Origin of the sequence: Amycolatopsis sp. lyj-108, from assembly GCF_046549005.1 — a bacterium.
Classification (GTDB): domain Bacteria; phylum Actinomycetota; class Actinomycetes; order Mycobacteriales; family Pseudonocardiaceae; genus Amycolatopsis.
Map to the genome: position 1 here is coordinate 1 of NZ_JAJPWQ010000024.1, position 10,881 is coordinate 10,881.

Below are 10,881 nucleotides of genomic sequence, written 5' to 3' on the forward strand. Positions count from 1 at the left end.
ACGACATCCGCGCGGTGCAGGACGCGGTGGGGCGGCCGTTCCCGGACGACCTGCTGGCGTGGTGGCGACTGATGGACGGTGTCGACGACGACACCGACTACCGCACCGCCTTCACCCTCCCCGGGGTATACATGCCTCTGTCGGTAGCGCGCGTACGGGAGGAATGGACCAGCCTCAGTGCCTACCCTGACCAGGATTGCTGCTGGGCCGATGGGCAACACCAGCGCGCCGCCGGCGACGCCACCTTCGGATTCTGCACCGCACTGCTCCCCGTCTGCCGAGCCCTCGACGGCGCCGTCCTCGCCCTCGACCTGCGCCCCGGCACCGACCACGGCTGCGTCATGGACTGGATGGCGCAAGCAGGCGCCCACCGCACCACCTGGGCCAGCATCAGCGCCCTGCTCACCGACACCGCCGAACGCCTCGACAACTACCCCACCGCCGTGCAAGACCCGCCCAATCCAGGTGACCCGGCCATTCGCGACGACGGAGCGCTGACCTGGACGTAAACCTCGGCGGCCGACGCGAGCCAGTCCATACGGCCAGGTACCGGGCTAACATTTGCTTTCATTGCCGCGTCCGCGCGGACAGAGGCAGCCGACGCACTGAAGCGGCGGTAAAGCCTGATATGAGAGGGGATCGCGACTGGCCTCAGTGGCGCGACGGCTCGTGATTCTACTATTCTACCCAGCAAGTACCACTATATGTTCGCTGGCCCCGATGCGCGAGCGCCTAGATGTGCTACTCGGTGATCGTGCCGCTTCTGCACTCGGTGATCTCGCCGTCGTCCCAGCTGCACGCAGACCAGTAAACGTAATCGCCGTTAGGAACGTTTCCTACGCCCATGCAGTATGACCTGCCCCTGTAGACGTGCTTGTAGTACTCCTTTCCGGTGGCGTGATTCTTCACTCGCAAGGAAACGGATTGTCCATCGCCATACGCGTCTGAAAGGTAGAAGTTGTCCTTGTCCGTACTTCCGTCGTTGTCATGCCACTCGACACTGCCCGCGGTGCCGCCGTCGCCGTCAGGAATCGACCAACTTTTGGTCGGCGACCAACACGTCGGCGACTGGGTCTCTGATGCCTGCGCTGTTGTGGTAGCTGCATTGGCCGAGGCCGGGGCAAACAAAGGCAGCAGTGGCCAGAGCCACGAAGGCCAGACTCAAACGTGTTCGGTTCTTCATAGTGCACTCCCGTGTCTTCTAGAGAGATTTCTTCCGACGCAGTGCCGATCAGTAGCTTGATGCCGCTGATGGACGCGACAGCCAGTCAAGGATGGAGCGACCAACCGGACTCAGCCACACCTTTGCGCCCTGTGGAAAACCGTCTCTTGGGGACTGGCCGTTCCCACGCTCCGAGCCGGACAACGCCGCACGTACGCGGGATGTCTTGCCCCTGCTCCGGCACGCGGCCGGCTCAACCACCCCGACATCTGGAACTGCAGCCCGCCGGCCAGGGCCGGACGGTGAGCGGACTGGACGCCGAGCCGGAGATGACTGTCGGCGAGTCGCTCCGCGCGCGCTCACGGCGTCGGACAAGGACATACGATCGGTAGTCCGGATCGTGGACGGGGACGTGCTCGGCCGTTGCCGGCGGTGATGCGCGGCAGCCTCGGCGGCTACGCGAAGCGGGCGACGGCGAGGGCTTTGTCGTCGTGACGTTTGGCGCGTGGGAGGTGCCGGGCGTCGGGGTCGTGCTCGCTTTCCCATGTGTGGCACCGGTTCAGTATCGCGTCCAGTTCGGCGGCGGATACGGCGCTGATGGCGGCCCAGTCGGTGATTCCGAGGTGCTGCATGGGTTTGTAGGCGCCGTCGGTGGTCAGGACTGCCCAGGGAACGTCGTCGGTACGGAACCGGTGGATGATGGCGTGTCGCGCGGCGGCGGGGTCCGCTTCTGCGATCCAGTAGCCGCCGGGGCGGTTGCGCCGGGCGGCTTGCTGTGTCTGGAGCTTGCGCAGAAGGGCGCGGTGCGTGTCGTCGAACCCGGTTCCCTGTGCGAGGCGGTGGCGGTAGCAGCGGCTGGGTTCGAGGTCGAGCCGGCTCAGTCTCGGGTCGGTGATGGTTAGGCCAGGCAGGACCGCGAGGTTGTCGCCGAGCATGAGGATCTCAGTCCAGCCGTCATGCGCCCGCAGGATCGTGACCGTGCTCGAGGGCGAGCGGCCGGGCTGGAGGTCGAGGTGGACGGCGACATCGTGGATCGTGTCGGCGAGAACCGCGGTCAGGTCCGCCGAGGGGTCGGCGTCCAGATGGCGGCGGAGGCCTGCGCCGAGCGCATCAGCGTAGACGCTGGGCGGAACCGGCACCGGCACGAACGCCGAGGCCCCGTCCAGCATGATCACGCCATTGCCGACCGTGATGATCTTGTCGTCGCTGGCGTGAATCGGGGGCAACTGACTGGTGGTGATGTCCACACGCGTCACCAGAGGAACGGGCCGGCGACGAGTTCGCTGGTGAGGATGTTCGTGCCGTCGTGGGTGCAGCCGATGATCGCGGAGAACGGTGCGGTGCCGGTCGTGGAGAACAGCGCGGTCAGGTTGGCTGTGAGGTAGTGGGCGGCGCCGAGGGAGCCGATGCTGTGGATCCCGGCGATGTGGACGACGACGTGATCGTTGACGGTCTGCCTGGCGAGATAGGCGATGTCGGCCTTGCGTGGGTCTGATTGGTCCGCGGGTGAGCCACGGCGGGTACTGCTGGTGGTCTCCTCGATCCACCACCGGCCGCTGTCTTCGACCATGGCGAGCGCAGGGTCGCGTTCGAGCAGGCGTGCGGCGATGGGAGCGGATTTCGGCCCGCACACCACGATCGTGTCGGCGTCGGGCAGTGCACTGTGGCCGGGTTCGATCGTGATCCGGTCGACCTCGAGATCCAGTCCCTCGAGCAGCGTCGCGAGGGTGTTGGCGGTGGCGGCGTCCTCGGCGGCGATCATGGGGCGCTCCCGGTCGGTGCTCAACTGCCGGAGCGGATAGCCGACTCGAACGGTGTCCGATCCGAAGAACACCCGGTGTTTGGCGGGATCGTTGGCCAGTTGCGACACCCGGCCAGGCGTGATGTGAAGCGCTTTGGCGACCGCGTCGTTGCCGCGCGCGGCAACCGCTTCGGCCATGCTCCGTCGACGCAGGCGAGTGGACTTCGTACCGACCGCTTGGCACACGCCGAAGAGTTCCTGAGTCAGGCGTGTCCTCCAGAGCGGATCATCCAGGTCCTTGGCCGCGGCCATCGCGTCAGCGCCGGCCGCCTGGAAACGGCCGACGATCTCCGCAACCCGGGCCTCGTAGTCGAAGTCGTCGCTCACCCGACAGAGTTTAGCCCCTCTTGACGTCGGCGCACATGCACGCCTAATCTCAGTTTATATCCCCCTAAAGGCGCAGCTAGACAGCCTTTGCTTGGATTCTTTAGGGAGGGGTAAACTTATCAGCCTACGGAGAGGGTGAACCGGGTGCCAACGGGAGACTCGTCGGAACCACTCCGTATCAGCCAGGTGCTCCGCGCCGGATCGACGCGACGGGACGCTGTGCCGTGCGGGCGGCGCCCCGACGCCCCGGCCAGCGCAGGCGGCCGCCTCCGATCGCGTCTTCCCCATCCGGCGCGGAGCACCGCCCCACCTGCACACATCCGTTAAGGAGCTGTCTCCCATGACTCAGGCCCTGACACCCGACCTCGCCCGCGACACCGACACACCAAGCCCGGACTACGACACCGCAGGACATCCCGCCGGGCACGACGAGGTCGCCGCCCGGGTGCGGCGCGCCAAAGTGCTGTTGATCTGCTGTGTCCTGGCAGAGAGTTTCAGTCCGCTGCCGCTGAGGGACCTGGATATCCGCGCCGTCCAGGTGCACCACGCCGTCGACGACGCGCTGCGCCGCGTCCCGTTCGAGTACCTGCTCGGCTGGCGAGGCCGTGTCGCGGCGTGGTCGGTCCGGTGGGACGCGGCACGGCATGCCGCGAGCGTCTACTTCCCGGATGCCGTGCGCGCCGACGACGAGATCCCCGGATTGGACGCCCTGGACGAGTGGCATCTCACCGCGGCTGAGCGGACCATGCTCACCCGCCTGTGCCGCGAAGACACGCCTCGGGAGAGCCGGTCATGACCGGCGTGACGACGAGGCCCCACACAATGGCCGGGCGTCGTCCTGTCCCCGCCGGCCGCGCGATCCTGCTCGCCTTCGAGTTCGCGCCTGAGGACTCGGACCCGGTGCTGGGCGCCGCGCACTTGCTCGCCGTGCTTCACCTCGCCCGCGCCGACGTCGTACGTTCCATCGGCGACGCGGACGACACGATCACCGCAGCGGCGGCACGGGCACAGGAACAGCGGGATCAGGCCATCGCGGGGCAGGTTGCCCTGATCGACGAGCACGTCGCCATCTGCTTGCCCAGTCTCCGCAGAGGGTCCGTGCACACCGAGACTGTCGGCGCTCTGCTCGCCCGGCTGGCACAGAGATGGCAGCACTGGCACGAGCTGGCCGCGCTGCCCGCGGCTGACCCGCGTGCCCGCGACGCGTTCTCGGCGGTCGCCGAGCTCGCCCGCGCCTACGACGACCTGATCGACGACGTGCTGTTCGGCCGCCGGCGCCTGCCCCGCTACCAGCATCCCGACCCGCACGGGAAGGCCTGACCATGAACGACAACGCCGACACTCCCGTCACGCAGCGACCATCGGCCGAGGTCGCGGTGTGGGTGTCCCGATCGTGCCGCGTCGGCCAGTCCGACGACCCGATCAACACCGTGACCCGGCACCTGCCGACCAAGGACGACCCTTTTCACTGCTCAATCTGCTGGCAGTACCGCGACTGGCCCTGCCAGCCGACTGACGCGGCGCTGCACCAGATCGACAACGCCGGGCTCCGCCGCGCCGATTTCGTCCCGGCCTACCTGCACAGTCGCCTCCCGCGACCGTCGCCTCAGCCGCCCGCGCCGTCCGGCCGGCCCGGCGAGAACCCGTGAACCACGTGCTCGCAGCCGCATTCGCCAACGATCTCCGGGCCCGTCTCGACGACTACGACACCCTCGCACGGCGACAAGGCCCCGCCTTCTCAGAACAAGAAGCCAGGGACGCCATCCAGACCCTGACCGATGTCGTGCGTGTTGTGCTCGACGGGCACACGGTCGACCCGCACGGCCACTGCACAGGCTGCCCTCGCCGAGGCTGGCGCCGACAGCACGGCTGCCGACTCCTGCGTGCCCTGGCCCAACGCGCTGCTGGACGCCCCGCCCCGACCAGCAGCCCATCCGGCCGCCACGCCTACCGCCCCTAGCATCCCGCAACCGCAATGGTGTCCAGGTGGACGCGGAGCCGATCGCATCACGGTCGGGCGGTGGTCGTCGGCGCAGCTGACCGATCTCCGTGTGCGGCGGCCGCCTGCTGGTGCGGCGGGAGCGTGTCGGCGATCCGGACAAGACTGGCGTCCTTACTCAAGCTGTCGCGGCACAGTGCAGCGAACATCGCCAGGTAGACCTCGACGTGCTCCGGATCCCGAAAGATCAGAAGCCCGCTCGGTCCCGGCGTCTCGACAAAGGCCGTATGCCGCCCGTCCGCTCCGGTGGTGACCGTGAACCGGCCAGCCGCCCACGGCAGCACGGGCGCGGTCAACGGATGCACCAGGACGCTGACATGTCGCTCACCCGCGTCATCACAAAGACTCCTCAACTGCTCCGCCGCGGTGTCCGGATCCGGGTTGCCCGCCTCGAACCGCTTCAGCGTCTCCTCGCCCACCACGAACACCACGCGTAGCGGCACAGCCCGTTTCAGGACAGCGCGACGACGGGGTGACAGTTCCGCGCCCACCGCGACGAGCGCCGGCTGATAGACGGCACGCCATTCCCACATCAGGCGGGCGACAGTCGGCGTCATGAGCATGTCCGGCAGGTTCGGGCCGCTGTAGCAGCGGATCGTCACCGCCGACTCCTCCGCAACGCAACGATCCAATGCCGGGATACGGTCCACGTGGCGACTGTCCACAATGGCCTGTCCTCGTCCGTTCACGTCCCCAGTCCAGTCTCAGCACGGAGCGTTCCAGCCCCTGTGCGTCCGCGTGGACGCGTGTCACGACGCGAGGTCAAGGTCGCAGTCTCCCTGGCGAGAACGAGCACGGTCCAGGCCGATCGTTGGACGCCGGTCATCTCCTGCCACCTGACACCGAAGCCCGCGGCGTCGTCCGGCCAGAACGTCGCAGGATCCAGGACATGGACGCACCGCCTGACCAGGAAATCGCTGGGCGCGAGAAAACGGAAATCTCCGGAGAGGTCGGCCACCGCCACGTCGGCGATCAGTGACCCGATCCGCGGCACCGGCGCCAGGACGGTGCGCAGCCCATCCCACGCCGCAGTCCTCCACCCGGGCTCCACAGCCCGGGTGATCCACGCCGCGGTCCGCAGCCGATCGCGGACCGCGCCCAGACCATGCACGTCGAACACGTCAGCCGAGAGCTCGAGAACCGTGGTAGGCCCGGGAAACAGCCACTCCCGACCCATGGCGCTGTCGTGGCCCTGCCCGAGCGCCTTGGAGGCGTCCCGGTAGACGGTGCGCGCGTGCTCGAGCGGCATGGTGCATCGCAAGATCGCGCCAACCAGCGCCTCCCACAGACCGTCGGTGCGGATCCGCGCCACCGGACCTGCTGCGAGGAGTTGCTGGCTCAACGCGGATCCCTGGTTGGCGAGTGTGGCGGGGTCGCTGACTTCGACTTCGACTTCGGGCTCGCTGCCAGGCCGTCCGTCAACGAGGTCAAGGTCGATGTCGTGACCGCTGTCAGGGAGCGGCGTGGCGACGGCCAGCCACACCGCTCCCGATCCCCCACGCAGCAGCCGCCGCCAGCGCCCCTCACCGTCGAGCCACCACCCCGGGTGGTCGGCCATCACCGACGGCCGCCGCCCCGTCCGGTCGCGCCACGTGCCGTCTGGTCCCTCTGTCGCCGTCATCGGCCGGCTCCCTTCTTCAGCGTGGCGACGACCAGCTCGGCGACCGGGCCGGTCGCCGTGCACAAGTCGTGGGTGTCGCCGACACGGCCGACCAGCGAGACCCTCACCGCGGCGTCGTCGGCCAGGCCGACCGTGACCGTGCAGTACCACTGGGGGTCGCGAGTCGTGGCCACCGCCGGGTGGCGCCCGACGGTCAGCTCCCGCCACACCCAACCCTCGACCGGGCTCGGGGAGGGATAGACCGCGCTCAGGCCCTGCCGGTGTGTCGTCGCGAAGACCACTCTGACCGTCCGCGCTGTCACCGGGTTCTCCCACAGGCAGGTCGGCCCGGCCGGTTCGGTGCGGTCGGGCTTGCCGGTGGCCTCGATCCCCAGGACCTGCTTGACCTGGGCCGGGGTGAGGGCGGTCGTGCACGGATGGCCGGACAGCACGGTGAGCGGCAGCGGGTCACGCACGGCGGGTGCCCCCGCATAGGGCGGCACCTGGGTCGTCAGCCCGATCGTCCGCGTTGTCGTCGGCGACGGCGGCAGCGAGCTCACCGGGGCTGGGCCGCATCCGGCAACGACTGCCGCGACCAGCAGCATCACCCTCGGCCTAGCCGCCGACCTGGCCAGCCTGGTCATGCCGCCGCCTCGACGATGACGTCACCGCTGACCATCAGGTGGTCATTCTTCGTCGCGTCCTTGCCGAGGAGAGGGTGTTGGTGGACGGCGTAGGTGTCGGGGTCGAAACGGGCCGGTGACCGCTGCGAAAGCACGATGCGATCGATCCGCAGCGCAGTCTCCAGATCGGTCGTGGTCGGGGTGAAGTCACCGGCGACCTGGCCCGCGTCCCACCACCCATGCTCCAGGAACCGGTCCATCCCGGTGTGTGTGACCCAGGTGCCGTCCGCGCGGCGGGTGCCTTTCTGGCTGCGCATCGACGGACGGCCCACCCTGTCGCAGAGCGCCCCCCAGTTCTCATAGACCGTCTCGCCTTGAGCGGAGCTGGTTGTGTTGAAGTCGCCGGCGTAGAGCGCGTTCTCCGACGCGACCTGACCGTCCTGATCTGCCTGCTCGGTCAGGCCGGTCGGACCGCGGGATCCGTTCCAGTGCACACACTTCAGCCGAAACGGGTGGCCGTTGATGGTGGCGGTGAGGGTGTTGGCCAGCTGGGTCCGCCTGCTGGCGAGCGGAAACCAGGTGCCCGGCTGGACTACACGGGGATCGACGAACAATCCGGGGACGTTCACCGATCCTGGGACCTCGGAAATCCAGCCGCGGTAGGGGACTTCGCCGAACTTCCGGCCATCGGGTCCCGGGGCCGTCCACAGCGAGCCGAGGAGCTTAAGGACCTCCTCGAGCGGATCCGGCTCGTAGGAAGTGCCGGTGTAGTGGGTGCATTCCGACAAGAACAGGGCATGCGGCGCCTGTTCGAGCGGCGCGAGCATTGCCGCGAGCTTGTCGTGTTCGTGAACCCGAGTTGTGCGGTTGTACCCCGCGCGCTTCAGATTCGCTGTCGCGACCCGCAGCCGCAAAGCCGTGTCCGTCATACGGTCTCTCCACCCTCCGCTCGCGGTCTCACCGCGAGCCTGATTCGCTCATTCCTTGTCGCACGCGCCAATCCACGCAGCCACGACCACACTTTTGCCTCCGGAACATCGACGAGAGCCGCGACATCGGCCACGGGAATCGCATGCGCCCGCCACTCCAGAACCGCCCACAGTCGATCCGGTGACCGCTCATAGCGGGGTATCCACGGCACGAAGGTCCCGCTGCCATGCCGCGGTCTGGACCAATCAGGGTCCGGTGGGTCATCGCCGGGCACCTGGAAGATCTGTTCGCCGATCGTCGACCCCAGCGCGGACCGGGCACTCAAGCTGTTGCGCTGCCACGGCATCCGCACCGGCGCACCGTCGCGTTCTGACCGCGAATCGCGCGATGAGGCCGTGCCGCCTTCTCGCGGCTGGGCGGGACCGCGTAGCCCCAGACGACCTGCGTCGGCGATGCCGCTATCCATCGGTGGTTCCCCCGGATCCCGCGGCTATCGCCGCCGGGGCGTACTTCACGACGAACGGCAGATGATCCGACGCCCGCCGCGTCAGGTCACTGTCGATGACTTCACACGACACCAGGGCGGGCACCACATCGGGGGCAGTCCGGACGATGTCCAGCCGGCGCGGCCCGCACACGTCGTCGCCGTCCCAGTGCCCGACCGTCGCCGCCCATGGAGCTTTGAGGATCGCGGCCGCGTCGATCAGGCCGCCGTCGCGCAGCATCTGCCCTGCGGACCGGTCCGCTTCCCAGCCGAGGCTCCCGTTTCGGTTCGTCCAGGTCCTGCACTGGAAGACGAACTCGCGATGCCAGTCCACCGACCGACCTGGTTCATCGTGCCGGAAGTGATACGGATCCCGGTCGTAGTCCGGGGCGATAATCCAGCCATCCGGGACGCGCACGTTAGCCCCCGCCTGGTCCGCGGACACACCATTCCAGTCACCACCGACCAGCGTCGGTCGCTGGTGCGGTGGCCGGAACACCCGCTTCAGGACGACCTCGGCCTCGTCAGCGCGCTGACGTAACCCGTGCGGCCGCGCGTGATAGGACGCGTGTGCCACCGGCTCCACCGCACCGACATCAAGATCGACCTGCAGGTACGCGTGCAACAGCGCCCGACCGGAAACCACAGCGAAGCCGCCCCCCGGGCTCAGCTCATCCGACCACATCAGCCCCGGGTGGTAGCGCTGACTACCGACCGCGACGGCCGGCCGGTTCCGCTCATACTCACACCGCAAGCCAGTCGCCTCGGCCAACGTCCGCAGCCGCCACCCCGCACGTCCCGCCTTACTCCGCGAACCAGGCCGTGGCCACCAGCGACGAAACCACGGCGCCGACCGGACACCGGCCGCCGGATCTTCGGCGATCATCTCCTGCACCGCGACCACCAGCGCATCACCAGCCGCAGACGCCTCCGCCCGCGCCTGACCGATCACCTCATGGACCAGCTCAGCCCGCTCAGGATCCTCGCCATAGTTCATCGAGTTGTAGGTCATAATCCGGACATGACCAGACCCCACAACGGTTCCGCGCATGCTAAATCCCCTCCGCAAGCGCTGAAACGCCTGCCATGACACGGAGAACCCGCGCCGCGATTTCTTCTTTCTCGTCCCCGGGCTCGAAAAGGTCTCCGCTGTGCGACAACACATCGCCCTTAACGCTGACGGTTGTCGTGACCGTCGACCGTGAGATCAACGCTCGCGCGTCGTCGGGCGCGGCCAGCTGGGCACGTCGGGCTTTAAACGCAGCGGGACTGTGCTGGTAGTGCCACAGTGGCCGATCTCCAAGCCAGGACCACCAAATCCCGTAAGACACCGGCGACGAGCTGTCAGCGGGAAGCGCCGGCAACCAGGTCGTGCTCACCTGAGCAACTTCTTTCAGGCAAGCGCGACAGTCCACAGCAGATGAGGTCGTGCGATACGCAGGCTCACCTCGTCGTCCCCGGTACACGCACTCCGCACGATCGGAAGCGCCTAGGCACAAAGGAACGAGGATCCGGTGGTCAACCTGTGCCGCGGTGTCGAGAAGGTGCACGACTTCCGAAGTCTGCGAACTCAATCGCGTGTTAGCACCGAACGTCCCGGCAGGTGATTCACCTTCCGTTGGCGGCGCCCGCCGACGCGGCAACCGATGAGTTTCGGCTTCACCCTGCAAGGCCGCTGTCCAACGCCCGTCCAGCTCGATGCTTCGCGACGCTCCGGCGATGCGGCAATGCCCGATCCCTGCTGACCATTGGTTCCTTTTCGCGTGCGTCCGGTCTGCTGCGGCATGATGTTTCCGGTTCTGCCGATTTGGCACCAGGCAATGCGGCAGGTCGTCTTCCGGCAATCGACCGGCAATTGGTAGCGTTGACCTGCGACGATGCGAACACCGCAACCGAGGGGAGGCTGACGATGGCAGAACGACGTCAAGGCCTGATCGCCGCGCGCAAAGCAGCAG

General features: G+C 67.8%; 12 protein-coding genes. 4 read left to right on the forward strand and 8 right to left on the reverse strand.

All coding sequences use genetic code 11. From position 1 onward, the window contains the following. The coding region (locus ACLJO0_RS43910) for an SMI1/KNR4 family protein (protein ID WP_410585825.1) at positions 1 to 509 on the forward strand (509 nt) is incomplete at its 5' end. A gap of 1,108 nt (positions 510 to 1,617) precedes the next feature. Here ACLJO0_RS43910 and ACLJO0_RS43915 read toward each other — a convergent pair. Next, the gene (locus ACLJO0_RS43915) at positions 1,618 to 2,409 is read right to left on the reverse strand and encodes a hypothetical protein (RefSeq protein WP_410585826.1); all 792 of its coding nucleotides are present in this window, start codon (positions 2,407 to 2,409) and stop codon (positions 1,618 to 1,620) included. Positions 2,410 to 2,414: 5 nt separating this feature from the next. Further along, positions 2,415 to 3,290, reverse strand: coding sequence for a hypothetical protein (locus ACLJO0_RS43920; RefSeq protein WP_410585827.1), 876 nt, complete (start codon positions 3,288 to 3,290; stop codon positions 2,415 to 2,417). A gap of 340 nt (positions 3,291 to 3,630) precedes the next feature. On the opposite strand from ACLJO0_RS43920, the gene ACLJO0_RS43925 reads away from it, so the two are divergent. Genes ACLJO0_RS43925 through ACLJO0_RS43935 form a run of 3 tightly spaced genes read left to right on the forward strand, consistent with a single transcriptional unit; the run spans position 3,631 to position 4,939 of the window. Then, positions 3,631 to 4,086: a hypothetical protein gene (locus ACLJO0_RS43925; RefSeq protein ID WP_410585828.1), complete on the forward strand. Its 456-nt coding sequence runs from the start codon at positions 3,631 to 3,633 to the stop codon at positions 4,084 to 4,086. Then, positions 4,083 to 4,610, forward strand: coding sequence for a hypothetical protein (locus ACLJO0_RS43930; RefSeq protein WP_410585829.1), 528 nt, complete (start codon positions 4,083 to 4,085; stop codon positions 4,608 to 4,610). The genes ACLJO0_RS43925 and ACLJO0_RS43930 overlap by 4 nt, the downstream gene beginning before the upstream one ends. Positions 4,611 to 4,612: 2 nt before the next feature. After that, positions 4,613 to 4,939, forward strand: coding sequence for a hypothetical protein (locus tag ACLJO0_RS43935; protein WP_410585830.1), 327 nt, complete (start codon positions 4,613 to 4,615; stop codon positions 4,937 to 4,939). A gap of 358 nt (positions 4,940 to 5,297) precedes the next feature. Here ACLJO0_RS43935 and ACLJO0_RS43940 read toward each other — a convergent pair whose 3' ends face one another. The 6 genes from ACLJO0_RS43940 to ACLJO0_RS43965 form a co-directional block, all read right to left on the reverse strand. Beyond that, a complete protein-coding gene (locus tag ACLJO0_RS43940) occupies positions 5,298 to 5,939 on the reverse strand; it encodes a Scr1 family TA system antitoxin-like transcriptional regulator (protein WP_410585831.1) in 642 nt (213 codons plus the stop codon). A gap of 35 nt (positions 5,940 to 5,974) precedes the next feature. Next, positions 5,975 to 6,910 carry a hypothetical protein gene (locus ACLJO0_RS43945; protein WP_410585832.1) on the reverse strand — a complete coding sequence of 312 codons (936 nt, stop codon included), beginning with the start codon at positions 6,908 to 6,910 and terminating at the stop codon, positions 5,975 to 5,977. Then, on the reverse strand, positions 6,907 to 7,533 hold the full coding sequence (locus ACLJO0_RS43950; protein WP_410585833.1) for a DUF3558 family protein: 627 nt from the start codon (positions 7,531 to 7,533) through the stop codon (positions 6,907 to 6,909). Before ACLJO0_RS43950 ends, ACLJO0_RS43945 begins: the two co-directional genes overlap by 4 nt. Further along, positions 7,530 to 8,426, reverse strand: coding sequence for a hypothetical protein (locus ACLJO0_RS43955; protein ID WP_410585834.1), 897 nt, complete (start codon positions 8,424 to 8,426; stop codon positions 7,530 to 7,532). Before ACLJO0_RS43955 ends, ACLJO0_RS43950 begins: the two co-directional genes overlap by 4 nt. 474 nt (positions 8,427 to 8,900) lie before the next feature. Beyond that, positions 8,901 to 9,938: a hypothetical protein gene (locus tag ACLJO0_RS43960; protein ID WP_410585835.1), complete on the reverse strand. Its 1,038-nt coding sequence runs from the start codon at positions 9,936 to 9,938 to the stop codon at positions 8,901 to 8,903. 558 nt (positions 9,939 to 10,496) lie between these two features. Next, the coding region (locus ACLJO0_RS43965) for a hypothetical protein (protein WP_410585836.1) at positions 10,497 to 10,881 on the reverse strand (385 nt) is incomplete at its 5' end.

Coding starts and splice junctions, on each gene's coding strand:
- ACLJO0_RS43925 (WP_410585828.1), top strand. CDS start 3,631: ATGACTCAGGCCCTGACACCCGACCTCGCCCGCGACACCGACACACCA.
- ACLJO0_RS43930 (WP_410585829.1), top strand. CDS start 4,083: ATGACCGGCGTGACGACGAGGCCCCACACAATGGCCGGGCGTCGTCCT.
- ACLJO0_RS43935 (WP_410585830.1), top strand. CDS start 4,613: ATGAACGACAACGCCGACACTCCCGTCACGCAGCGACCATCGGCCGAG.
- ACLJO0_RS43945 (WP_410585832.1), bottom strand. CDS start 6,910: ATGACGGCGACAGAGGGACCAGACGGCACGTGGCGCGACCGGACGGGG.
- ACLJO0_RS43950 (WP_410585833.1), bottom strand. CDS start 7,533: ATGACCAGGCTGGCCAGGTCGGCGGCTAGGCCGAGGGTGATGCTGCTG.
- ACLJO0_RS43960 (WP_410585835.1), bottom strand. CDS start 9,938: ATGACCTACAACTCGATGAACTATGGCGAGGATCCTGAGCGGGCTGAG.